The 23,146-nt window shown below is 41.5% G+C and carries 23 protein-coding genes; 14 read left to right on the plus strand and 9 right to left on the minus strand.

Annotation, left to right across the window (positions count from 1 at the left end; translation table 11 throughout):
• Positions 1 to 109 precede the first annotated feature (109 nt).
• The 3 genes from AB4405_RS02620 to AB4405_RS02630 all read left to right on the plus strand — a co-directional run bounded on the left by AB4405_RS02620 (position 110) and on the right by AB4405_RS02630 (position 2,249).
• The gene (locus tag AB4405_RS02620) at positions 110 to 691 is read left to right on the plus strand and encodes an RNA-binding S4 domain-containing protein (protein ID WP_372059502.1); all 582 of its coding nucleotides are present in this window, start codon (positions 110 to 112) and stop codon (positions 689 to 691) included.
• Positions 692 to 933: 242 nt separating this feature from the next.
• Entirely contained in the window at positions 934 to 1,686 is a 753-nt protein-coding gene (locus tag AB4405_RS02625) for a phosphatase (protein WP_372059503.1), read from the plus strand.
• A gap of 164 nt (positions 1,687 to 1,850) precedes the next feature.
• Positions 1,851 to 2,249: a cytochrome b562 gene (locus tag AB4405_RS02630; RefSeq protein ID WP_372059504.1), complete on the plus strand. Its 399-nt coding sequence runs from the start codon at positions 1,851 to 1,853 to the stop codon at positions 2,247 to 2,249.
• 93 nt (positions 2,250 to 2,342) lie between these two features.
• Here the strand turns inward: AB4405_RS02630 and AB4405_RS02635 are convergent, their stop codons facing one another.
• Positions 2,343 to 2,693, minus strand: coding sequence for a hypothetical protein (locus AB4405_RS02635; RefSeq protein ID WP_102469285.1), 351 nt, complete (start codon positions 2,691 to 2,693; stop codon positions 2,343 to 2,345).
• A 246-nt stretch (positions 2,694 to 2,939) separates the two neighbouring features.
• On the opposite strand from AB4405_RS02635, the gene hflX reads away from it, so the two are divergent.
• Both hflX and AB4405_RS02645 read left to right on the plus strand, forming a co-directional pair.
• On the plus strand, positions 2,940 to 4,277 hold the full coding sequence (gene hflX / locus AB4405_RS02640) for a GTPase HflX (protein WP_372059505.1): 1,338 nt from the start codon (positions 2,940 to 2,942) through the stop codon (positions 4,275 to 4,277).
• Positions 4,278 to 4,556: 279 nt separating this feature from the next.
• Positions 4,557 to 4,880, plus strand: coding sequence for a putative quinol monooxygenase (locus AB4405_RS02645; protein ID WP_372059506.1), 324 nt, complete (start codon positions 4,557 to 4,559; stop codon positions 4,878 to 4,880).
• 76 nt (positions 4,881 to 4,956) lie between these two features.
• Here AB4405_RS02645 and AB4405_RS02650 read toward each other — a convergent pair whose 3' ends face one another.
• Complete coding sequence (locus AB4405_RS02650; RefSeq protein WP_372059508.1) at positions 4,957 to 6,636, minus strand: RluA family pseudouridine synthase; 1,680 nt, start codon at positions 6,634 to 6,636, stop codon at positions 4,957 to 4,959.
• A 278-nt stretch (positions 6,637 to 6,914) separates the two neighbouring features.
• Between AB4405_RS02650 and AB4405_RS02655 the strand changes: the two genes are divergently transcribed.
• Both AB4405_RS02655 and AB4405_RS02660 read left to right on the plus strand, forming a co-directional pair.
• Positions 6,915 to 7,724 (plus strand): helix-turn-helix domain-containing protein, encoded by an 810-nt coding sequence (locus AB4405_RS02655; RefSeq protein ID WP_372059510.1) that lies wholly within the window; start codon positions 6,915 to 6,917, stop codon positions 7,722 to 7,724.
• Between the two features lie 127 nt (positions 7,725 to 7,851).
• Positions 7,852 to 8,253: a DUF1090 domain-containing protein gene (locus AB4405_RS02660; protein ID WP_372059512.1), complete on the plus strand. Its 402-nt coding sequence runs from the start codon at positions 7,852 to 7,854 to the stop codon at positions 8,251 to 8,253.
• Between the two features lie 148 nt (positions 8,254 to 8,401).
• On the opposite strand, the gene AB4405_RS02665 is transcribed toward AB4405_RS02660, so the two are convergent.
• From AB4405_RS02665 to AB4405_RS02685, 5 genes are all read right to left on the minus strand, one after another.
• A complete protein-coding gene (locus tag AB4405_RS02665) occupies positions 8,402 to 10,006 on the minus strand; it encodes a BCCT family transporter (protein WP_372059513.1) in 1,605 nt (534 codons plus the stop codon).
• Between the two features lie 603 nt (positions 10,007 to 10,609).
• Positions 10,610 to 11,440, minus strand: a complete 831-nt coding sequence (locus tag AB4405_RS02670) for a hypothetical protein (RefSeq protein WP_372059514.1) — start codon at positions 11,438 to 11,440, stop codon at positions 10,610 to 10,612.
• Positions 11,440 to 12,297 (minus strand): ABC transporter ATP-binding protein, encoded by an 858-nt coding sequence (locus AB4405_RS02675; protein WP_372059515.1) that lies wholly within the window; start codon positions 12,295 to 12,297, stop codon positions 11,440 to 11,442. Before AB4405_RS02675 ends, AB4405_RS02670 begins: the two co-directional genes overlap by 1 nt.
• Positions 12,294 to 12,680 carry a GntR family transcriptional regulator gene (locus AB4405_RS02680; protein ID WP_372059516.1) on the minus strand — a complete coding sequence of 129 codons (387 nt, stop codon included), beginning with the start codon at positions 12,678 to 12,680 and terminating at the stop codon, positions 12,294 to 12,296. The genes AB4405_RS02675 and AB4405_RS02680 overlap by 4 nt, the downstream gene beginning before the upstream one ends.
• A gap of 177 nt (positions 12,681 to 12,857) precedes the next feature.
• Positions 12,858 to 13,841, minus strand: coding sequence for a diguanylate cyclase domain-containing protein (locus AB4405_RS02685; RefSeq protein ID WP_372059517.1), 984 nt, complete (start codon positions 13,839 to 13,841; stop codon positions 12,858 to 12,860).
• 318 nt (positions 13,842 to 14,159) lie between these two features.
• Here AB4405_RS02685 and AB4405_RS02690 point away from each other — a divergent pair, with 318 nt between their 5' ends.
• Positions 14,160 to 14,579 (plus strand): VOC family protein, encoded by a 420-nt coding sequence (locus tag AB4405_RS02690; protein ID WP_102469273.1) that lies wholly within the window; start codon positions 14,160 to 14,162, stop codon positions 14,577 to 14,579.
• Positions 14,580 to 14,844: 265 nt separating this feature from the next.
• On the opposite strand, the gene AB4405_RS02695 is transcribed toward AB4405_RS02690, so the two are convergent.
• Both AB4405_RS02695 and AB4405_RS02700 read right to left on the minus strand, forming a co-directional pair.
• A complete protein-coding gene (locus AB4405_RS02695) occupies positions 14,845 to 15,426 on the minus strand; it encodes a hypothetical protein (RefSeq protein WP_372059518.1) in 582 nt (193 codons plus the stop codon).
• 43 nt (positions 15,427 to 15,469) lie between these two features.
• Positions 15,470 to 16,021 (minus strand): outer membrane beta-barrel protein, encoded by a 552-nt coding sequence (locus tag AB4405_RS02700; protein ID WP_372059519.1) that lies wholly within the window; start codon positions 16,019 to 16,021, stop codon positions 15,470 to 15,472.
• 861 nt (positions 16,022 to 16,882) lie between these two features.
• Here AB4405_RS02700 and AB4405_RS02705 point away from each other — a divergent pair.
• The 6 genes from AB4405_RS02705 (at position 16,883) to AB4405_RS02730 (ending at position 23,131) form a co-directional block, all read left to right on the plus strand.
• The gene (locus AB4405_RS02705; RefSeq protein WP_372059520.1) at positions 16,883 to 17,383 is read left to right on the plus strand and encodes a toxin-activating lysine-acyltransferase; all 501 of its coding nucleotides are present in this window, start codon (positions 16,883 to 16,885) and stop codon (positions 17,381 to 17,383) included.
• A complete protein-coding gene (locus tag AB4405_RS02710) occupies positions 17,373 to 18,737 on the plus strand; it encodes a protein adenylyltransferase SelO family protein (RefSeq protein WP_372059521.1) in 1,365 nt (454 codons plus the stop codon). Before AB4405_RS02705 ends, AB4405_RS02710 begins: the two co-directional genes overlap by 11 nt.
• Positions 18,738 to 18,748: 11 nt before the next feature.
• Positions 18,749 to 19,924, plus strand: coding sequence for a glycosyltransferase family 2 protein (locus AB4405_RS02715; protein ID WP_372059522.1), 1,176 nt, complete (start codon positions 18,749 to 18,751; stop codon positions 19,922 to 19,924).
• A gap of 51 nt (positions 19,925 to 19,975) precedes the next feature.
• A complete protein-coding gene (locus AB4405_RS02720) occupies positions 19,976 to 20,239 on the plus strand; it encodes a hypothetical protein (protein ID WP_372059523.1) in 264 nt (87 codons plus the stop codon).
• 53 nt (positions 20,240 to 20,292) lie between these two features.
• Complete coding sequence (locus AB4405_RS02725; RefSeq protein ID WP_372059524.1) at positions 20,293 to 20,622, plus strand: DUF6404 family protein; 330 nt, start codon at positions 20,293 to 20,295, stop codon at positions 20,620 to 20,622.
• A 1,696-nt stretch (positions 20,623 to 22,318) separates the two neighbouring features.
• Positions 22,319 to 23,131 (plus strand): radical SAM protein, encoded by an 813-nt coding sequence (locus AB4405_RS02730; protein WP_372059525.1) that lies wholly within the window; start codon positions 22,319 to 22,321, stop codon positions 23,129 to 23,131.
• The last annotated feature ends 15 nt before the right edge of the window (positions 23,132 to 23,146 follow it).

Raw genomic sequence — 23,146 nt, forward strand, 5'->3', positions numbered from 1 at the left:
TTAACTGATCGGCATTACCGTATTACGGGGCTTTTTATTAGATAGAATGACCACAAACCAGTACAATGCCTGCAAATGATATTGAGCCCTTATCTTGAGTAACCGCACTATGAATGAAGAACAATTTGACGAGAACCACGAAGAAGAAGCGATAGAGATTGAGGCCCTTGGCATTGAAGTCTCAAGCCATCCAATCGAACTTTATAAATTGTTCAAAGTCGCAAACTTAGTTGGCGGCGGCGGAGAAGCCAAACACTTTATTTCGGAAGGCTATGTCGCGGTAAATGGAGAGCTTGAGACAAGAAAACGTCGTAAGATGTACGATGGCGATTTCTTTGAGTTTAATCAAGAGTACTATGTTGTAGTGTGTGACCAACCACCGCTAGAGCCGACAAAAGACACGGATAAAAAAGAATCTAAGAAAGCCGCAACAAAAGAATCAAAACAAAACAAAGCAACTCAAAACAAAGCAACTAAGCGTAGCTCAAAGAAAAATGCGTCATCAAAAAATGATCCTGCTAAACAAACCGGTTCAAAATTAAGCGCGTCTGCAAATAAAACAGAGTCTAAGAGCAAAAAGGGCGCTAAGTCAAAGCCGGCAGATAGCGTTAATACCAAGAATACACCTAATACCGAGAAGACAAAAAGTAAAGATCCTAATAGCGGTCGAGGCGGCATCGACTTCTTTTAATATTTCTGTGATGCGGTTTGGATAACCTGTCGGAAGGGTTGAATCTGACAGGCTTGTCGGCCATTACGATCAGGTACGCGATTAGGGTCGTCGTATGATCAAAAATCATGAGTGGCGACCACGTTATCTAATGCATACCAACCACGGCATGATGACGAACTGTTTTTACCAACTTCCATCTACATCCTCATTTTTTCAAGCAATGAAAATGAGCGCTAATAAGCCAAGCCAGGAGAGCAAACATGAAATTTGTTGTTGATACCCACACCCACACTTACGCTAGTGGCCACGCGTACAGCACAATCATGGAGAATGCGAAAGCAGCCAGTGAAAGTGGGCTAGCAATACTTTGTACCACGGACCACGCTGACTCAATGCCTGGCGCACCTCATTATTGGTTCTTTTCTAATCAACGCGTGATTCCCCGCTTTCTATTTGATGTCGCAATTATTCGTGGTGTCGAGGCGAATATTCTTAACGAGGCCGGTGATATAGACGTACACCCAACCTCGTATAAAGCTTTGGATTGGATTATTGGTAGTTTTCATGAACCTGTATTCAGACCTTCAACAAAAGAGGCCCACACCAAGGCTCTCATTAGTGTGATTGAAAAAGGCCAAATAGACGCGTTGGGACACTTAGGGAATCCGAATTTTGATTTTGATTTTGACGCAGTGACTCAGTGTGCCGCTCAGCACAATGTGGCTATTGAGATTAATAACTCGACGTTAAAAGGACATAGTCGAGTCGGCAGTGTTGATCGTTGTTACGATATCGCGAGAGCGGTGAAAAAAGCGGGTGGCTTTATCACTACGGGCAGTGATTCACATTTCTGTGACACTATTGGTCAGCTTGATTTAGCGAGCAAATTATTGACCGAGGTTGACATGCCAACGGATAAAATCATTACCTACAGTGCCCAGCAGTTTTTAGACTTCTTATCACTTAGGGGACGAGAGCCAATTGATGAATTTTCGGCGCTGCAGAAACGTTAAAAAAAGCAATTAAAGCGTTACAAGCTTTATTATGTTTTGAAACAATTTATGTGACAGCGTGTTAATGAACTTCAGTACAATGCTGTTTGCTAATGATCTTAAAAGAGTGTCATTACGAAAGACGCCATTAGACTACGATCATTTTTCTTTTAAAGGAATACTCAATGAATACAATAATAAAAGCAGGTGCTGTGGCACTCATGTTTACCGTAAGTTCTGCGGCTTTTGCAGCAGAAGGTTTTGACCTCAAGAAAAATATGCAAGCGATGAAGTTGGCATTTAAACAGGCCGCAGAAGCACAATCCATCGATGAAATGAAGACACCGGTAGCCACACTAGATACGTTAGTGGCAGACACCAAACAAGGTAATTATCCCCCAGAAAAAGCGGAGTTATACCAAGAAGGCTTTAATAAGCTGTCGTCGGCGCTGGAGCAAGTGGATAAAGATTTAGAAAAGGGTGATTTGGATGCGGCTAAGCAAACGCTGCGTGAAGTAGACAGTTTGCGTTTAGAGTACCATGACAAACGAAACCCTAGTATTTGGCAGCGCTTGTTTAGTTAAGTCTTAATCGACAAATGACGACTCGCTCAAGTCGTCATTTTTTCGTAGAACCTGCTGGTGTGTGTCATTGTCAGGCAGGACGACAGCTAGATGTTAAAGACCGAACCCAATCTTTGGTTGCATGCGCACTGACCTTACTCCCCAAGGCGTCAAGTCTGGCTTTGGTTGTCCAGTATAGTTCCCTAAACAGATGTAGCCTTTCGATAGATAGCGGTAGAGGAAGTCACCGCCATTCAAAGCATTTTCTTTGTCATTCCCTGTAATCAATTGAATACGCTCGACGCGAAGATCTCGTGCCGTTTTAAAAGCAGGGTAAACCGATGAGTTAATCTGATGGGAATCTAAGTCATTGAGCAGCGCCTTATCTGACATTTTTGCGGTGGTGCGGCTAAAGATCATAATGAGACGTTTTTGCTGTTCTGACGAGACAATGAGCATTTCCATGAGAAGGGAGTTCCTAGCGAAAAAAAACAGACTATACAGCAAGCCTAAGACGGTGACTACTGGTGAGACTCTTGACTTGATCGTTGACGTTACGCTGCTTTATAACGCCTGCTGATTATCCAATCAATATTAAGATAATCTCTATTTAGTCTTCTATTGCCCTATAAAGCGCGGCGATAACAGCGTAGGATCACGCTACTTTAGACTAAAACTAGGTCTGCACTTAGGTGCTTAAATATTTCAATCATGAAACCAACAGCAAAAGCATCACTTAACAACGCCTTACTTATTTCTATTACTACGCCAGAATTTAAAGGTGATGAGGCTAAAGAGTCTCTTGCCGAGCTTGGCCGTTTAGTGACAACCCTGGGGTTTAAAGTGGTTGGCACACAGTCGCAAAAACAAAGTTCGACACAAAGGCTGAACGTACTAGGAGCCGGCAAGTTGGCCGAGATTGCGCACCTAACGGGTCATCAGGGTTCAATTGAAGAAGATGACTACGACGAGTTCTTTGATGAAACGGACTTTTCTGATCTTCCTGAAGAAGATTTGCCTTATGCTTGCGCGGATGTAGTGGTCTTCGATTGTGATTTAAGTCCATCTCAATTGCGTAATGTTGAGAGCCACTTGGGCGTAGAAGTCTTCGACCGTACCGGTATTATCATTGAGATATTCAGTCGCCATGCACGTACTCGGACAGCACGCCTGCAAGTCGAGATTGCTCGGCTCAATTATTTAGTGCCGCGACTTCGTGAGACCGCGAGTGGTGACAAAGAACGCCAAATGGGGCAGGGTGCGGGTGAAACCTCACTTGAGTTAGACCGCCGTAAAGTTCGTGACCAATTAGCGGACCTAAAACGCGAACTGGTTAGTGTTCAGAGTGAATTGAAGAACCGTCGTACCCAGCGTTCTGAATTGTTTTGTGTCGCGTTAGTGGGGTATACCAATGCAGGGAAATCATCGATGATGCGTGCGATGACGGCGACTGAAGTGGTAGGTGAAGATAAACTTTTTGCGACACTCGATACAACGGTTCGTGCGCTGCAACCCATTACTCAACCAAGAATCTTGGTCTCCGATACGGTTGGTTTCATCAAAAAACTTCCACACGATTTAGTGGCATCGTTTCATTCAACGTTAGCGGAAGCACATGACGCATCCCTATTACTGTATGTGGTTGACGCTTCTGACCCATCATTTCGAGCGCAACTCGATGTGGTTCATGAGGTGTTGGGGGAAGTCGGTGTGGAAGACAGTGAAAAACTGTTGGTACTGAACAAGTCAGACCGCCTTAGCGCTGAACAACAGCAAGCATTGTTGGAAGAGTTTCCTGATGCCATGCTCACGTCGACTCGAGACCCTCTTGATATCAAAAAGCTACACAAATACATTGTAAGTGTTGCCGAGCAGGGGATGATAGAAGAGGAGATTATTGTGCCGTATACCGCTAATGGTGTGGTAGGTGAAATCCGTTCTAGCATGAGTGTGGTTAAGGAAGAGTATGACTATGAGCATATTAAATTAACCGTACGCTCAAGTGCGATTGATTTAGCCAGACTTAAAAAGCGTATGCAAAATATGTAACTCGCTGTGCTTTGTTAAGGCTTAGTATTTATAGCGACGATTTGTTAATACAACTTACTATATTAATGCAGTTGATTCGTTAATGCAGCTTACTAGAGGTGAGCTGCTTAATGACATTAATCGAGGCGTTACCTAGCCAGCATTATCCCTTATGTCGTTAAGTATTATCGCGTTTTCTTTCGCTTAGTATAAAGTTAACGTTAATAGTCTACTGAATGAATCGTAGAATATTTGCTGATATAGGCTCAAAGAAACAGCTTGAGATAAGGGGTTATCATTATGGAAAGACAAAATAGTATTTCACCGAGTCATCCCATTATGGTGGTTGTGCAAATGCAATCGGCACACATTTCGCAAGATGAACTCTACACCATTACGCTGGCATTGGTGAATAAAACGAGAGAAGAACCCGGTTGTATCGATTACAACTGCTATAAAAATATTGATGATGACAGTGTTATGGAAGTGATCCTGTTTGAGAATACTGATGCCCATCAGGCACACATGAGCAGCCCACATGTGTTGGCATTTTTAGATAAATATCAGTCTTTAAACTTGCAGTATGCAGTGCAGCGCGTTAATTATTCGCCAATGATAGTGTAATCAAAGGATTGGTATCCGGCCCAATACTTTGATTACACAGATTTTTCAGAGTGATGTCGCGCCGTAAACCCGCAGATTAGAATTCGCAATCGACTTGGAAGGTCATACGCGCTTTGCTGTATGGATGATCGAGTTGTAGTCGTTCTGCATGTAGATATAAGCGGTCGGCTTTCTCGCCATATAAACCGTCTCCTACCATTGGCATGTTCAAGCCTAAGTGATGGGCGCTATGGACACGCAGCTGGTGGGTTCGTCCAGTCTTTGGGTACATATATACCTTACTATATCCGTCTTTCACCTCAATTAATTGCCAGTGGGTTTCCGCTGCCTTACCGTGCTCAATGCAAATGAGTTGGCGTGGCCGGTCATCAGGATCTCCGCGCATTGGCAAATTAATATCACCGTCAGGCTGGGTAAGCTCGCCATTGAGCAAAGCGATATAGCGCTTTTGTACGCCTCGAGCGATAAACTGTTTTTGAAGGCTTTTGTTGGCACGTTTGGTTAACGCAAACACCAATAATCCCGATGTCGCCATATCTAAGCGGTGAATAACAAAAGGGCCTTCGGCGTCTGGGTACAAGGCTTGCAAGCGTGTGTAGACAGAGTCTTTGATGGTCTTTCCTGGGACCGATAACAAGCCAAACGGTTTATTGATCACCACCATGGCTTCATCCTGAAATACAATTTCTAACGTTTTGTCGGCTGCCCAATTTGTTTCTAGCGGATTCGCTTCAACATTCAGCCCTTGTAACATATGCCCTAAGATAGGCTGGCACTTATTATTACACGACGGGTAAAAATTCTTATGTTGGCGAATCTCGGATTTTGGAGATGCACCCCACCAAAATTCAGCCAAAGCGAGGGGCTTTAACCCATGTTGGTAGGCAAAATGTAAGAGTTTTGGTGCTGCACATTCGCCTGAGCCTGCTGGTGGCACCGGGGTGGCGGTTGAGGCAAAGATATCGACTAAGTCTCGAGTTGTTCCATGATGATCGAGAAAACGATATTGTTTGTGCAATTTATGTTGGAGTGCATTAGACATTGCTTTATGTTTTTCTTTACGCGCTATTAATTGGTCGTTAAGCACTGCCAAGCGCGTTTCCTTAATCGCGAGTCTGTCACTGAAAGTGTGTTTTAGATACTTGAGCTCGTTCTTTTCTGCGACACTTTGCTTACCTAACTCATCCAGTAAATCTTTGAACTGTTCGCTTGTGAGCTGCTGTTGACCTGCTTGCCTTTGTCGCTTGCGAGCGGCGCGATTTTCAATCATGACTTGGCGATAAGCTTGCTCTTTTAGAAGGTAATCTGAACGGTCTATTTCGATTTGTGTTTTGAGAGCGGCAATTTCTGGACTCGCGGCAAAAGTTTGATAATCGGCGTTGGCGGCATTGATGGCCTCGAACTCATTTCGAAAAAAACCTTCTTCAGTGAGCATATCGAAAACAGGTGGAACAAAGCCAGGTAATAGGTTTTGATCAGCAATTTTTCCAGAAAATGCACTCAAAAATCCAATTTCACCGTGTGCGTTTTTGACCAGTAATACACCAAACATCTTACCGCGGCCACCATTGTTACCCCCCAAACCAAAATCATGCTCAAAGTCGGTTTGAGTCTCCAAGTGTTGTTGTAGTTGTTTCGCCGCTAATACGCATAACGGGTGCGGCGTATAGTAAAACGGAAACGTAAATTGGCTTGGTAAATCAACCTCTGCGATAGCAACGTTGAATCGGGTAAAGCAGTGTTGAGGGGAGTGCATAATGAGGATCTGCGCGGTCTAAAAAACGTGAGCACGGATTGTACCTGTTTTTGGAGATGACAGCATTCCAAAAAGCGAATGTGATTAAAACACGTCTGACTTTTAACAATTAACGAATGCATGTTTGCATTCCAGTAAGAGAGTGATCCCCCCATAAATGTGTTCACGTTTCACATTTGTTTACTTGAATTACGTGAGCTGGTATTTCAACACGCGAATATCAGTACTACAATAAAATGTAGTAAACTGATTTATAGATGGAAAGCGGTAGGAACTCAATGACTCGAGATGATTTTTCCACTGAATTAAAAAGGCTTCGTGAAGAGCAAGGCTTATCACAAGAAGAGCTAGCAACTTTGCTCGCCCATTCCCATCGAGCCTTTGAGGGAGTGAATCAAGTAATGATCAGCAAATGGGAAAGGGGAGAAACCAAAACGAGCTTACTGAGACGTTTGGGCATTGCCAATTATTTTGCACAAGTGTATGAGTTTGATGCGAAAGAAGTGGACGTAATCTCACCTTCAGTTAAGTTGGGTGACATTCCAGTAAATCAAGATATATCCTATAGTTACGCAATCGATAATGTCGTTAGTTACACCGTCAAATCGATTCCTAGTGAGTTATGGACTGATATATTATCGGTTCACTCAAAGCTCTATTCTTTAGACTTTTTGAAATTCTATAATGCTGACCACCTGTCCGTTGATAATCTTGTTATTCTCAGCTTTTACAGTAAAGGGTTAATGATGGGTCATATCGTTTATGACGATCAGACGGATATGCTGTTAAGTGTTGGTTCGATCAGCTTATCGATTAGAAAACAGGTACTTCAATATATCGCGGATAGTATAAAAAAACCGTCTTTCGTGATTCCAGTACATGACCCTGCGATGGCACAATTTTTATACGATTTATATTTAACACCTAAGCGATCGATGTTTGGTTTGTTTCTTTTTAGGGTTGATCCACTGCCGCTCGTCAATAATCCTTTTTATCAAAATATGTCGGCCGACCGTGATCAGTCATTTAAGTACTTTAGCTATTATAGTCAAAAGATGAAAAAGAAAAGTATCGAGTTCACCGTGTAATTTGCCAATGAATCGCGCGATATGCCATTTGTATTTATTTAACGGATAAACAGTATAGAGCCCAATATGGTTTCCTTGTAAATTGCACGTCGAGACTCTTTTATTCCTTTAACCACAGGCAATTTCAATGTTCAAAAACCACACCAATCTATTGTTATCGTTACCATTAATCTTTTCACCACTTGTTGCACTCGCCTCTGATTGTTCAGAAAAAGTGGGCTGTGATAAAAAGGCATGTGAAATTCAGTACAAAATGGATATCGCAAAAACGAATGGACACACCGAAAAACTTAATGGATTGAGTGATGCGTTAGAGCAAGTGAATACGTACTGTAGTAATGATGATCTTAAAGATGAGTTATCAGACAAAATTGAAGACTCTCAAGAGGAAATCCTGGAGTATCGTTCAGACCTTAGCGAGGCTGTAGCGTATCAAGAGGAAGATAAAATAGTTAAGTACGAAACAAAAATCGAAGAAGAACAGCGTAAAATTGAACAGTTTGAAAAGGAATTGTCGCTACTACCATAGCATTTCTGATTACTGATATTCAGATAAACGCGATAATTAACGATCTATGCTTGGGTCGTTAAACAAATAAATAAAAAATAAAAGCAGCTAGGTGGCTCCAAAGTAGGGGGAGATTCAAACGTTATTGTTGAATCTCCCCTTTTCTTATTTACACTGATGTTTTATCGGACAGCTGAGGTTGCTTGACCTCAGTTAGTAAGCCTTTCACCAAGCTGATACAACCCAATACCAAAATAATAGCAAAAGGAAGCGCTGCAATAATAGTGATGGACTGTAATGCTTGAATTGAATCTGTGCCCCCAATCCACAACATCACCATTGCGATAACCGCTGAGATAACAGCCCAAACAACCTTTTGTTTAATAGGTAACTCAAGCTTACCTCCGGCTGTCATACTATCCACAACGATAGAGCCTGAATCTAAGGTCGTCACAAAGAACACAATGATTAAGATGACAGCAATAATGGATAAGATGTTGCCCATTGGATAGGCATCGAGCATATAAAATAAGCTTAGCGATACATCGCTAATACTTTGCTCTGCGCCAAGTAATCCGACTTTATCAATGATCTGCTGAATAGCGATGCCACCAAAAAATGACATCCATGCTGTTGTCACGAGTGTAGGGATAATTAGCACACAGGCTAAGAATTCTCGTACGGTTCGCCCGCGTGAAATTCGCGCCACAAACATACCAAAGAATGGGGCATAAGCAACCCACCACGCCCAGTAGAATACCGTCCAACCGTGGAGCCAGGTTGTATCTTCACGGCCCGCATTTTGACTGAGTGGGATGATATTTTTAACGTAACCCACGACGGCGGTTGCCAAGGAGTTGAAAACAGTGGTGAAATTAAGAATGGCAAGGAAAGCAAGGAACACAAAAGCAATAATCATGTTGATGTTACTCAACAGTTTAACACCGCCATCCATACCTCTAATGACAGAGAGAATAGCCAGCCCCATAATGACCAGAATAATCGATATCTGGAGGACTAGGCTGTTTTCAAACCCAAATACATGACTGATCCCGCTAGCTGCTTGTGAACCACCTAAACCAAGTGAGGTGGCAAGCCCAAACAAAATCACCAGTACGGCCATGACATCAATGACATCGCCTGTTTTTCCCCATACTCTCTCCCCCAGAAGCGGGTAGAAAACCGAACGCATCGAAAGTGGTAATCCTTTGTTATAAACAAAGTAGGCAAGCGAAAGTGCTGTCATGCCGTAGATAGCCCAAGCATGGAAACCCCAGTGGAAAACGGCAGCGCCAAGTGCTAATTCACGTCCTTCAGGCGTGTATGGCTCAACACCCAAAGGTGTACCAAACCAATTTGTATAGAACGCAGTTGGCTCTGCTACGCCCCAAAAAATAAGTCCAATTCCCATTCCTGCCGCGAATAACATGGCGATCCAAGACATGGTGGAGTAATCCGTGGTGGCACTGTCACCACCCAAGCGAATTTTGCCTAATGGGGAAAACGCGATCCCAAGAGCGAAAATTAGCATAATATTTGCGGTCCACATAAACACGAAGTCGAACTTAGATAAGGCAGCGGCCTTTACTGAATCAATAGCGGCTTTTGCATCGGCGGGTGAAAGAATCAATAGTGCAACAATGAACAGAATGGACAAACCAGCGGATGCGGTGAATACGGTGTTATGAACATCCATTCCCCATTTGGTGATATTGTCTTGACCGACTTGATAGTCTGTAGAATCTATACTGTATTTTTTTGACTTAAACTTCATAACTTAGAGGTTTTTTAATCGCAAAAGCGACTATAAAAACCAACTCCATGTTTGATTAGAAATGGATTGGATTGTTAATAAATAAAAGGAAATTTGTAATCTGACCTTTATTAACGTGGTATCGCAGTGCAGTTAGCTCCGAGAAAATGACGCAATCATACGCACGATTGCTCGAGGGTGGCGCGAAACGATATTTTAGGGGAGGTTAGTCACCTTGATACATTGTAAATCAATGCTATTTATCGCATTCAAACCCACGATTTGACATTGACAATCATATTGATAATACCGGGTATCGTAGAACGGTTATTCCTACAACGAGAGGTTGCTGGAGCTTTCCTTAGTTAGCTCTTTAGTGATTTGATACAATATTTTCCGGCGAATCACTGGTTTATCATTTAAGGAAACACACGCATAAACTGACCATATTACGTCACGCAACCGTTACGAGCGCCATTATGCCTGATTCTTAGTCTTTGAGGGAACGTACTTTGTTAGTAGTTATGATTGGGTTGATTTCAATCATTATTTATAGTGATTCCAGAGGGTTTCAGTGAGAGGGCGGTAAAGCGAGGGCGATGCCCTCACTTTGTGTTCATATATTTAATTGACCGTTCGGCTCAATTTGAGGCTTGCGGCCCATGCTAAAATACCGATAGAGGCATAAATGGCAATGTTAATCCAACCCGCCTCAGGGATAGCACTGAATGGGTTCTGGGCAAGAATAGCATGCAGTGGTAAAGAGAAAATCGCCGAGAAGAACTGATCGACACCATAATAGTTAAATATTGCAATTGGCATCCAGCGTAAAGCGTAAATGGCAATTAAGATAACCAACAGTGGTGACTTGACCTTCTGAGAAATGGCCATTGCAGCGAGTGCCAAGGGTAACAATAAGACGCCTGCAACGACCATTCTCAATAAAAACTCAATCCAATTGATGAACACGTAGCCCAGTGACGCTTGACGATACAGCAGCGCTAACTGATGCTCAGTCGAGACATTAAGAACCCATAGCATTAAGTCTGCAAAAAAGACCAGTATTGAACACACTAAAGGAATGACGAGTAAACCAAAGACTAGCTTCACGAGATGTGTTTTAACATCACTGACGGGCATACTACGCCAAAACATAATACTGCCCTCTGAACGTTCTTTACGCAGTGTTCTGGGAAAATATTGTGTGCCTAGTAAGATCGACAGTAATCCCACTCCGCCCGCGATCAGCATATTAATGTCATCACCCATACTCATATGGATGTCGCTGACGTCGCCGCTTACGTCCATTTGGAAAAATAGGTTGTCTTGCAGCGTTGCGCTGCCGATCAAACTGATAAAAAGTAATAAACCACAAGCAAACATAAACAAAGGAATACGTGTGACTAATGGGTTTTCTAACCACTCTTTGCGTAACATGGCGATGCTTGAACGCATTATATGGTCTCCTTTTGCAAGGCCAGGAATAGATCTGCTAGTTTCACACCATATATGTTCCCCAGTCCTTCAACTTGGGCGGCATATTGAGAGGAAAGCAGCCATTTGGTGGTACCGAGTCCTTTTTGTGAGGACAGGGGATTCATGGCGTTGATGTGATCGTGGTGCTCGTCGCGAGCATCAAGGATAAAGTAATCTTCACTGATACTGTCCATTGAGGCTTGTAACACTGGGCGGCCATGTTTGAGGATCAAGACATCGGTGAGCAGATGTTCAATCTCCGCTACTTCGTGACTGGCAATAATCAGTGCGCGTTCACCATCATGGAACCATTCCAACAAGTGGCGATAAAACGTATCTCGGTAGACTAAATCTAACCCTAGAGTAGGTTCATCTAAGATCAAGATTTGAGTATTTGTGGCAATGACGATGGCCAAATGCAATTGTACCTTCATTCCTTTTGAGAGTGATTTGATACGTGTGCGAGCTTTTATGTCAGTTTGACTTAGTAGCGAATCCGCTTTGTCACGACTAAACCCAGGATGGACACCTTCTGTATAATTAAGAAGCTGGGCAACGGTCATCCAACCTGGCAGCACGTTGACATCGGATATATAAGACAAGCTTTGCATGATTTTATCGCGCTGCTTAATGGGTTCAAAACCATTAATGCGAATCATACCTTGGTATTCATGCGTGCCGAGTAGGGCATTAATAAGGGTCGATTTACCTGCGCCATTGTGACCGAGCAAACCAAGAACTTGTCCCGCATGCAAATCAAAACTAACGTCATGCAGAGCGTCTCCCTGCTGGCGATATTGTTTGGAAGCGTGTTGTACGCTGACTAATGCGCTCATTGGTCACCTTTAGTGTCTGATTTTTCTATATGTGGTGTTAACTGCTGGATAAATTCTTCAAGTGACATACCCAAGCGTTGCAACGTGGCAGCGATTTGTGGAAGTTGCTGTTCAAGAAAACGCGCTTTTTCATCGGCAAGTAGCTGATGGAGGGCGCCTTGAGCGACAAACATACCCTGACCCCGTTTTTTTTCGACCAAACCCTCGTCCACGAGCAACTGATAACCTTTCATTACGGTCAGATGGTTGATTTTCATATCTGACGAAATACTGCGAACGGATGGCAAAGCGTCGCCTTCTTGCCAGATTCCTTGCAGAATTTGTTGAGTGATTTGATCGGCCAACTGACGAAAAATCGGTTGGCGATCATGCCAATGCGTCATGTATGACTTCCTATCTGATTTGGTGTTATATATATGTATAACACCAAGAATGCGTAAAGGAAAGATAAATCGATTCCACGACTTCAGTGGGGTTGAAATGTGTCGCCCAAAAGGTAGCGTTTTAATGATGTGTGGTTTTTTTCGTAGGCGTTAGTGATTCAATGGTAGGTGTGACTATTAAGTGGCATTAACTTGATTAGCAATGGGGATTGAATCAATGGTCTTCACATTATTTTTGCCGTGCTTCTTAATGTCGTACATGGCTTGGTCGGCTTTTTGATAAATATCTTCGAAACGATGTTCTCCCTTCTGAAAGAGACAAATACCGATACTCATCCCAATGTCGACATTATCAAGGCTCTGATTTATAGCAGGAATAATGGACAGAAACAGTTGCTCGCAAAGCGTCGTGAGCTCTACTTGTTCTGAGTAGGTGCATAATATAACAAATTCATCGCCACCAACGCGTCCTATATGGGAGTGCTTTGGCGCCAATTCAGTTAGACTTTTTGCGATGTTGATAAGTACGGTGTCACCCGTGTGATGGCCTAAATTGTCGTTCACGGCTTTGAAATTGTCGATATCAAAAAATATCATGGCTGATTTTTGCAACGTATCTGACTGCTCGCCGAAAAATGCGCTGTCCTCAATGGCCGTTCTATTTAACAGCCCGGTAAGTGGATCGGTGGAGGCTAGCTTTGTCAGTTGTTGCTCATAACGTTTTTCTTTTGTGATATCGATGTGAGTGCCCATCATACGAAGAGGCGCTCCACATGCGTCATACTCAACGATTCGCCCTCGGTCGTAGACCCAACTATCGCTGCCGTCATTGTGAATCATGCGGTGGATCACTTCGTATAAATCGGTTTTTCCCGCTAGGTGATCGTTTAATGCACCGACCGCAAGGTCGTAGTCATCGGGGTGCAGGTTGTTTTTCCACGTTTCTACGGTTGCGGTTAACTCGTTAGGCTGGTAGCCGAGCATTTGGCCCCATTGCATGTTGAAAATGGTAAGAGTACCGGATGGGATGTGTTGCTCCCACAAACAAAGCCCATTGCTATCCAGAGCAGCATTTAACTTTTCTTGAAGGCGAGCGTTTTTGCGCCTAAGCGCCTCGTTTTCCTTTTCCAAGTGAGCAATCTTTTTTAGATACGCTTCCATGCTATCCAGACCAAGTGAAAGTAGAATAGACAATATACGAAAGCTACGCCGCGGTTGCTATGATCAGCTTTCTATAATGGCGATATGTCCGATTAATCGTGAAGCGAGTCAACATTTACTCCGAATCGCGATGTTACTGCCAAGAATCAGCTGACCACTAATGCTTTTTTAATCAGCTCTAGGTGTATTTGAGGTGTGACTACTTCATCCATTTATAGACGGGTGCTTTCAGAGTTTGAAATAATCGCTTTACTTAAACTTAGGTTTAAGTATTAGCATGGATTGTGTTGCGTACAGACACACTCAAGGAGAGAAAAAATGATTCAACTCGAACATGTCAATCTAGTGGTAAAGGATATCCCGGAAATGTTGACCTTTTACCAAGCGGCATTCCCACACTGGTCTATTCGTGATGAGGGAAAAGGGGACTGGAATGGTAAGCCGCGGAACTGGCTGCATTTTGGTGACGATTATCAATATATTGCGCTAAGTGACAATGGTGAAGGGGGCAATCGCGATTTATCTGGACATCAGGTCGGTCTCGCTCATTTTGCCTATGTGACTGATAATATTGACAGTGTTATAGCTAGGTTGAACCAAGCGGGATTTCAGGTAGCAAAACCCGGTGCGAAAGAACCTTACCGAAAAAATAGTTATTTTATTGATCCTGCAGGATTTGAAATCGAGTTCGTGGAATACCTAACTGATGACCCTAAGCTACGTAATCGTTCCAGCTAAGGCTACTGGCAGTCAATGTTAACGCATGACAGAGGGCGGCATATGGCTAATTAGTTCTCTGTCAGTTCTAGTGGTCACCTACCCATCCAAAAGGCCAGTGAAAGCCGTAATGCCAATCAGTTAATGGAAAATAACAGATTGAACGATCCTTCCATAATGTCAAAATCCGAGTGTTACCTTAGCTCTCGGATTTTGCAACAGACCCATCAATAAGTAATACAACTGAAATGACGTAACTGTGTGAACATTGCTATTAGCACCAAGACTAGGTGAGCGTTTTTACTTCACTGTGTTCGTTGATCAAGGATATGATTCTTGGTTTACCGCCAACACTCACCACATGCTTTGAGGCGATTTCAAGTGCTGCCACACACGTCGCATAAGTCGAGTGTTCACGGCCTTGATTGAGTGCTGCGAGTGCACCCATAGCAACTTCAGCACCAGACCCTACGGACGCGTAATTGGAATGAATCTGCAACACTGAAAAATCATCTTGGATTTCAAATATGATGCTTCTGACGATGACGAGGAACGAACCACCGACTTTGACGGTGTGCTCTTGATTGCCAAAGTTACCTTTAATAAATAAGTCAATGACGGCTGGGACAAATTTATTGACCATATAGGCCATAATATCTTGTGTCTCAGGGTCGAGTGGTGGAATGTTAAAGGAAAACTCTAAGAGTTGTCCCATTCGCCAAGATGTCGTGTAACCAATTAAGAACTCGCCCGATTTAAAGACTTTTCGATTAGTAACAACGCGGCACTTTTTTTCTCCTGATGACAAAGAATCAGAGCCCATAAACATGTCTCCATCATCATTTACGACGGCAACAATACAAGTCATGAAATTTACCTTAAAGTTTTGCGGATAGAGTATCTCTTGAGTTCTAGTTAAAGCGGTAGCCTACATCGACTAACCATTGTCCTGATTTTAATCCATTTGTTTCCTTCGAGTACCCAACACCAGTCATAAAGTGCTCGCCAAATTCTCCTTTGACTCCTGCCGACGCTACAAAACTGTTGTCTTTTTCGTCTTGGCTTCCGGCAGATACTTTGTCCCATGACCAACCAGCTGTAACGTACGGTTTAACTACGATAGAGTCGGTGGCATGATACGGGACACCAAACCCTACTGCTGCTTGGTACCGGACAAGGTCAATGGATTGTGTTTCAAGGGTGCCATTTTGACTGTTGTAACCTGAATATGAATCGTTTGACGTTGTGGTTACTCGAAAATCAGTGAACAGGTTCTCTTTCATTGATGGGACAATATAACCCTGTGAATAGACCGAATAGCCTTTGAGCGTTTCGCCATGACTACTGTCGGTCGCATAGCCCCCACCAATCGTGATTCCAGAAAAAGCGTCGCTGATGACTCCTGCATGGCTCACTCCTGAGATTAAACTGAGACAAATGAGCGCGAGTGAAGAATGCTTCATGATAATAACCTTTGTAGTGAATGTGGACGTAGTATCGGGGGAATGATGAAAATAAAAGAGGAAGAGTGTGATATTGGCGTTGCATCTTTTATTTTGATTCTTAAACTTAACCTTATGAAGGGGTAAGTGAGGCTTGCCAGTTTGTTGCAAGGTCCCATTTTCAACATGACTTCAAACTAAATCGGTTACAGTGGTTAAAGCTCTATTCAAGATGATAGTGATCGACCAGATGAGTGGGTGGCGTCGATTTCATCCTCGTTGCCATCATGTCATTCAAGTGCGCTCACTAACCTCAATTCGGGCCTTACGTCTATGCGATGTCCGATACGCTCATTTAGTTTGGTTCAACACCTCGTTCATTTGTTCTAGATTTCGCTCATAAATATCACGAAATAGACATAGGGTTAGCGTGTTGAACTCAGCCTGATATGTACTGTCGTAACGGTGAATGGTTGACACCTAAACATCATTTAACATGGCGGCATAGCAAAGCGTCATTTCACACATCAGAGTTTATTTAGATGATGCCTCGGAATTTAGCTCTCCTTTTGGGAGAGGTAGCTACCGGCGGAAAATTCGAGCCAACGAGCGTTGATTATTAGTAAAAAATGGCCGTTAGTCTGGTATTCATAACATTGAATATGATGGGGTTCATGGTGTTAAATCAGGGGAAAAGGTCACTAATCACGCAATAGATCTCTCCAGATCCCAAGTCTCTCTCGCGAAATGGTGTAATCATCAAGTTTGTCATTTATCTATTTTATGTTGTCGCTCTAAAGAATTGTAGGGAGGTTCTTTGTATTTCAAACTTTAGTATTTATTCTTCCTGAATACTAAATAACGTTAACTTTGTAGGTTGTAATGAAACATCAATCTGTTTCTTATTTTAATAGTCAAATTTCTGGGTTAACTTATGGGCCTTTATCAAAGGCAGAAGTTAACCATGAATTAGGTCAGTTTGTAGAGATATTAGCTAAATGTAATACACGCAGAAAGTTAAATATAGCTTCGTTTTTACATTGGGTAAAACCGGCGATAATCCATAAACAATATAAGCTTTTAAAGTTGTCTAGTGATGTCGATTTTACTGGTTATGTTATATGGGCTTGGGTTGATGAATTGACATTAATTGATTATATGACACAACCTAGATTTTCACTCAAGCCAATGAATTGGAATGAAGGGAGTAACTTAATAGTAGTGGATTGGTTTGTTGAGAAAAATAATACAATTCAGTTAAATAAACTATACAAGTTTATCGTGTCATCCACAGGTATAAGTAGAAAAGAGGTCAATGTTTGTATTCGTGACAGTCAGGGAAATGTCGTAAAAACGAACAAGCGGAGTATTTATGAGCACTGAACTGCTAAAAACACATAAATTTGCTGGAAAAGATAACACGCCTATTATAGGTCGCGATTTACCTGAGGAGTCCTTTTTTTCATTTGATGCGTACAAATTAAATGGAACTGAAGTCGTTTGGATAAATAAAGAACTGATGCAGGAATATGATGTCGGACTCAATGAAGATATTTTTAAAAGTGAGCTGATTGAGAACTTTAGTTACGTGTCTAAAGGGTATACTAATAAAGCAAGGATTGTAGCGACTGACAAGAAAACATTCATGGCTGACCAATATGGCTCTCGACATGAGATATGCAACGGTGGTAGCGCACGATGCGGATTAAATGGGCACTTTCAAATTAAAGGGATTGGACGTAACCCTTTAGTGGCTGCAAATATGTCTGAAAGTCATTCACATGGAAAATTGTTTATCGATGAGGCAATTAGTGAAGCGATATGGGGGGAGGTTTGTCATAAGCACCTACCCTACGGAGCAATACGAACACTAGCTATTATCAAGACCAATACAAAACACAAGTTTGGATATTTGGATGATGCACCAAGTAAACACTGTGCTTTAGTTATTAGGGAAGTTTCTATACGCCCGGCACATTTTGAGCGATGTACCTTTTTCTGGCCAGAGGAGAATTATAGTTACCTTCGAGATAATGATGCGAATCGTGTAAGGAAGACGGTGCCTTATCTATCTAAGTTGCTGTTAGGTGGTATTGAGGATGATCCATTTAGAGATGCCCTTAACAAGATGATAGACCGCCTGGCTTGTCAGATTGCAGCGTCTAGAGTGAAAGGAGTCCCACATGGTTCCTTAACAAGTTCAAACATATCGATTGATGCTCGCTTTTTGGATTTCGGCACCATAACAGCCGTACCAGATTTCGGTAACTATGTGTTGGCAAATGGCGTTGGTGCCGTATGGGATGACCATGAACTTATAGAGGCCTGGCTCGTTAATTTTATTGACACACTTAATCACTATTCGAAAGGCGTTTTGACTCCGAGTCAAGTGCGAGAGTACTCGTCTAGGTTTTCGCGATTACTTGACGAATATGAGAATAAGTATTTGTTAATTGAGTTAGGGATCAAGGACCATTCAGGTTCGAATCTTCAACAAGCCAGTCGATTAAAGGAACGGCTTAAAGGAGAAGAACGAAGAGAAATCGCTCGCTTTAATAGTCAAGAATTTCGTCAGAGTATTCTAATAGAAGCCAAGAAACTTGGTCTTGAAGTTAAGTCTGTTGAATTCCCTTTACGAGAAGCCAAATACTCATCGTTTAGCATCCTTCAAGGACACTTGAATACAAAGTACGACTATCAATCTGTTTGTCAGATTATTAATAATTACTTAGCATGAGTAGGATAGTTATGATTGATGTAATTGAAGTGATTTTAATTTCTACCTCCTTACTGTCGTTTATTATAACCCTAGTTTTATTTGGATGTTATAAATTAAAAAAATCTAAGGATCAGAATAGAAATGATCCAACAGTTTCAGTTTTTTTACCTTTCTATAATGAGAATGAAGAGTATCTAGTATGCGCGTTGAGCAAATTAAATGAGCAAAGCTACCCAAGTCGAATTCAGGTTATTGTGATTGATGACGGCTCCACAAATAATGCAATAGGCCGAGTGAAAGAATGGATTGATAGTACGGAGATGAACCATGATTTCCAAATCCTAGAAAGGCCCGCAAATGGTGGTAGAAAAGGTTTTGCTTTAGATTATGTATTAGCCCTTGGCATTGCTACTGGCGATGTCTATGTCGTTGTAGACAGCGATACTTATATCGAGCCCAATGGTATCTATGAGTTGGTCATCAAGCTTTGGTCTGATGAGAAATACGCTGCGGTTTGTGGGTATATCACGCCAGAGAACTATAAAGACAGTTTTATAGGAAAACTACAGCACTATGAACACATCAGCTTTTATGGCGCAATAAGAGCAGCGCAAGATAAACTAGGTTGTGTCCCAGTATTAGCAGGCGCGTTCGTTGCTCATCGAGCTTCTGTGGTGAAAAAGTTGGGTGGGTGGAGCGAGTGGTTAGTCGAAGATATCGCTTGGTGTTGGAAGGCAATATCTAACGGCTATCGAACAGGCTATGCACCTAAAGCAAAGGCAACAACGCAGTGCCCAACTGATGCGAAAGGTCTATTTAATCAACGCCGGCGCTGGGCACGAGGCCGAGTAGAAGCGTATACAGAAGCTTGGAAGACACATTGGATAGCGGGTCTATGCGCATCCCCTTGGTTTTTACTTACGGCGGCGCAGTACATGTTTCCATCTAGCATCATTTTGTTTGTCTTCATGGTCGCAACAGGTATTTGGATTCCAATTGCAATCGGTGCTGCCAATATGATTATTTATTTTTTACTTGTGCATTCTTATATAAGAGATTTCGATCTTTCCGGTGATCTGTCAAACCGACAAGTTATTAAAGCACCAATCTATTCAGCCTTATTAGAATCCTTTACATGGCTACCAAACTTGCTCGGTTACTCAGATGAAATTTTAGGCAAGAAAAAAGGCTGGTTAACAAGATAGTTTCTATGAGCGCAGTACTCTTTACTGTAATTTAATATAAGGAAATAACGTATGTATAACTTAAGTGCTAATGAAATTTCAATGGTTGATGGTGGGGGGGATGGAGGTTCATCTAGTAAAAACTACTCGGGGTACCCTGCATCTAGTGGTAGTTATAACAAGCCGAGTCAAGGTCCATTTAGCTCTACATGTGTTGGTGCTACTTTAGCGGGGGCAATTGGTGGAATTATGACGGGAAATTTAATTAATGGAGCTGTTGGCGCCAATAGTGGTGCATATGCGGGTGGTTGTTACAATGGTAGTGGCGGTTATTAATTAAATCAACAAGCGTCAGCTTAGCTGGCGCTTATACAGTAAAGGAACTTATTATGGGTAAGGAATTCTCAAAAAAATACTCCAGTGCACTTCTAGAACTAAGTGACCATAAGATATCAAACCTGCCTTATGTAAGATTTTTAAATTACATAGGCATTCAAACTAAACCGATTCAATACGATGGTTTTTTCATGGGAGTAGCGAAACTATATCCCCTATGGTTTGTTTTGTTTAATTTATTGCTGGTGTTTGAAAGTGACTATTTAATAGGTTCTTACGTTTTAAATTCCCTTTTGTTTCCATTGCTTTCATCTATAATTTGCTCATTTTTTTTCGTGATTCAACGAAAGTTATATAAATTACAATGTTGGGATGAGCTATGATGAGGGAAATTATATCTTATACAATCTTACTGTGGAATTTTAGGAAGTGGCTTATTTTTCTAATTTGGCGGTGAAGTGATTCTTCTACGCTACTTTGGAAAGTGCATTAAGTACATAAATAAAAACGATGGATTAGTTACTATAGTGTCAAATGGTTTAAAATAAATAACTTGGTGGAAAAGACATACTCAATACTTGGGTAGTGCGAGCCTTAATTATCATATCGATGATATTAAAGATGAATCACACTTTATTGAAGTAGCGAAGTTTTTAGAAATATCACAATCGACTAGGTTAAGTGTCAATATTATGATAGTACAAGCGCGAATTAATGAATGTCTTGATTTTACAATAAATATCAAAAAGATAATTCGGTGCTTAATTGCTTTGAAACAATGTTTGAAGGCTGGGGTTGTTATGTCGGTATTGACAGTTTAGTCGTCACTTTTAGCGGCGATAGTTACCGCTCGTGGTGCGTGCAGCATGGCCCTATTGGATCAATTTATGACGAGAGTATCGTGCTTCCCGATACTTCAACCAAGTGTCGATCTTAGGTCTGCCAATGTGGTGTGGACCTCTTAGCAAAAAAGGTGAATACAAAGCTAACTCCCAATCGGCAACAAGAAATTGAAGTAATACAACTTTGGTCTCGATTGATTAGGTAAAGGAACCCCCGTGGTAGCAAGAGCCAAGTATTTGTATCGGCCAGAGTATTTTGAGCCTCAGAAATCAGATAATTAAGATCGATTTTAATCGATGTCTTATTGAGTCAGTATTTTTTTGTTGGCGCGTCTGTATTTGTTCTGATCACTATAATTTTTTGTTTTTTGCGGAATATACTTGCAGAGACACGCCCAATGGAGTGGTAAGTCCTACAGGTGATATTGTTAAAGTACAGTCTAATGATGAAGGATAGGCCGAAAATGAATTTATTACTGAAGGTCAGAACGTGCTCTCTGGCGAGCCGTTAAATGATAGCAAAACAGAACGACATGATGAGTTTGAGCAGCGGATAAAAAACGCATAGTTACGACCATCGAAAACTAAATTATTTTATTAAACAATCGTCGTAGTAAAGTGATTGAAAAATCTCAGCATCAATACCTCTCACTTCTTTGAGTGAGAGGTATAAGGAGCAATAATGAAAAACATCGAAAGATATCTAATGTCTTCGGATTACAAATTATCTGAAGATAAATGTTATTTATTTAATGAATCAGTGTTTGACAAGGTGGTTATTATTAAGGATGGCCCAGATTACAAGGTCGAATACAAAATGAAAAGTATGTTTTTTACTTTTGTAGCATACTTTATATGTGCGCTTCCATTTTTAATTTCAGATGGAGTATATTTCAAGTTCTCATTTGCTATATTATCCTTTCTGTCAATTTTATCATTAGTTAGAGTTATTATATATGAAATTAGAGTTTGTCACGTAAGAGTGATGCTGTTATTTATTCAGAATAGAGATTGTTGATGTCTGTTAGTGAATTATAAAAGAGGTGTTTCTGTGTTTATGGAACATAGGTTGTCTGTATCTGGTTGTTCTTCATATGTTAGTATTAATTGGGCTTTGACAAATAGTTGCAATTATAGCTGTACCTATTGTCACCCAGAGCTTAATAATGGTTCCATTAAAGAACCATCATATGATGATGTAGTTAGGTTTATCGATAATGTCACTCGAGGCCTAAATGTGAATGACATTAAGCTTAATTTTGAATTTGGCGGGGGGGAAGTTACTCTTGTTCGTTATTTTGGAATACTAGCTAGATATATTAATTCTAATCATGGAGAGGTAACAATTGTATCTAATGGTTCAAAAAAGCTTTCATGGTGGAGCGATTATTCTAGGTACTTGAGTGGAGTCAGTCTTAGCTACCACATTAATGATAATAAAAGTGAATCCCATTTTATTGACGTTTCTAAAGTTCTTGAAGCTTCGAAAACGACCCGTTTCCACGTCAATATTATGATGGTTCCCGAGCGCTTTGATGACTGTTTAGAGTTTGCAAACAAACTAAAACAAGAAGTTCGTTGCACTATTGCTCTCCAACCACTTTTTAAAGGCTTTGGCCATGGGGGAATTACTAAGAAATATCCGTATACCTCCGAACAAGAGCAAGTAATGAAAGACTTTCGTGGACGGCCGGAGCTTAAAGCGCTGCCACCTTCAATGGCAGAGCTAGAAGTAAAATATACTAATGGGACAGCTAAAAGCATGTCGACTTTTGATCTAATCGCAAATGACCAAACAAACTTTGTTGGGTGGGATTGTTATGCCGGTATTGACAGTTTAGTCGTCACTTTTAGCGGCGATATTTACCGCTCGTGGTGCATGCAAGATGGCCCTATTGGATCAATCTATGACAAGAATATCGAACTTCCCGAGACACCAATTAAATGTCGAACCAAGATCTGCCAATGCGGTGTGGATCTCTCAGCAAAAAAGGTGAATACAAAGCTAATGTCCAATAGGCAACTCGAAATTAAAGTAATTAAGCTTTAGTGTCGATTAATTAGG

The sequence above is a fragment of the Vibrio sp. 10N.261.51.F12 genome (assembly GCF_041471725.1).
Classification (GTDB): Bacteria; Pseudomonadota; Gammaproteobacteria; order Enterobacterales; family Vibrionaceae; genus Vibrio.

Bases quoted from the DNA above. Each gene is read 5' to 3' on its own strand.
- AB4405_RS02620 (WP_372059502.1), top strand. From the start codon at position 110: ATGAATGAAGAACAATTTGACGAGAACCACGAAGAAGAAGCGATAGAG.
- AB4405_RS02625 (WP_372059503.1), top strand. From the start codon at position 934: ATGAAATTTGTTGTTGATACCCACACCCACACTTACGCTAGTGGCCAC.
- AB4405_RS02630 (WP_372059504.1), top strand. From the start codon at position 1,851: ATGAATACAATAATAAAAGCAGGTGCTGTGGCACTCATGTTTACCGTA.
- AB4405_RS02635 (WP_102469285.1), bottom strand. From the start codon at position 2,693: ATGGAAATGCTCATTGTCTCGTCAGAACAGCAAAAACGTCTCATTATG.
- hflX (WP_372059505.1), top strand. From the start codon at position 2,940: ATGAAACCAACAGCAAAAGCATCACTTAACAACGCCTTACTTATTTCT.
- AB4405_RS02645 (WP_372059506.1), top strand. From the start codon at position 4,557: ATGGAAAGACAAAATAGTATTTCACCGAGTCATCCCATTATGGTGGTT.
- AB4405_RS02650 (WP_372059508.1), bottom strand. From the start codon at position 6,636: ATGCACTCCCCTCAACACTGCTTTACCCGATTCAACGTTGCTATCGCA.
- AB4405_RS02655 (WP_372059510.1), top strand. From the start codon at position 6,915: ATGACTCGAGATGATTTTTCCACTGAATTAAAAAGGCTTCGTGAAGAG.
- AB4405_RS02660 (WP_372059512.1), top strand. From the start codon at position 7,852: ATGTTCAAAAACCACACCAATCTATTGTTATCGTTACCATTAATCTTT.
- AB4405_RS02665 (WP_372059513.1), bottom strand. From the start codon at position 10,006: ATGAAGTTTAAGTCAAAAAAATACAGTATAGATTCTACAGACTATCAA.
- AB4405_RS02670 (WP_372059514.1), bottom strand. From the start codon at position 11,440: ATGCGTTCAAGCATCGCCATGTTACGCAAAGAGTGGTTAGAAAACCCA.
- AB4405_RS02675 (WP_372059515.1), bottom strand. From the start codon at position 12,297: ATGAGCGCATTAGTCAGCGTACAACACGCTTCCAAACAATATCGCCAG.
- AB4405_RS02680 (WP_372059516.1), bottom strand. From the start codon at position 12,680: ATGACGCATTGGCATGATCGCCAACCGATTTTTCGTCAGTTGGCCGAT.
- AB4405_RS02685 (WP_372059517.1), bottom strand. From the start codon at position 13,841: ATGGAAGCGTATCTAAAAAAGATTGCTCACTTGGAAAAGGAAAACGAG.
- AB4405_RS02690 (WP_102469273.1), top strand. From the start codon at position 14,160: ATGATTCAACTCGAACATGTCAATCTAGTGGTAAAGGATATCCCGGAA.
- AB4405_RS02695 (WP_372059518.1), bottom strand. From the start codon at position 15,426: ATGACTTGTATTGTTGCCGTCGTAAATGATGATGGAGACATGTTTATG.
- AB4405_RS02700 (WP_372059519.1), bottom strand. From the start codon at position 16,021: ATGAAGCATTCTTCACTCGCGCTCATTTGTCTCAGTTTAATCTCAGGA.
- AB4405_RS02705 (WP_372059520.1), top strand. From the start codon at position 16,883: ATGAAACATCAATCTGTTTCTTATTTTAATAGTCAAATTTCTGGGTTA.
- AB4405_RS02710 (WP_372059521.1), top strand. From the start codon at position 17,373: ATGAGCACTGAACTGCTAAAAACACATAAATTTGCTGGAAAAGATAAC.
- AB4405_RS02715 (WP_372059522.1), top strand. From the start codon at position 18,749: ATGATTGATGTAATTGAAGTGATTTTAATTTCTACCTCCTTACTGTCG.
- AB4405_RS02720 (WP_372059523.1), top strand. From the start codon at position 19,976: ATGTATAACTTAAGTGCTAATGAAATTTCAATGGTTGATGGTGGGGGG.
- AB4405_RS02725 (WP_372059524.1), top strand. From the start codon at position 20,293: ATGGGTAAGGAATTCTCAAAAAAATACTCCAGTGCACTTCTAGAACTA.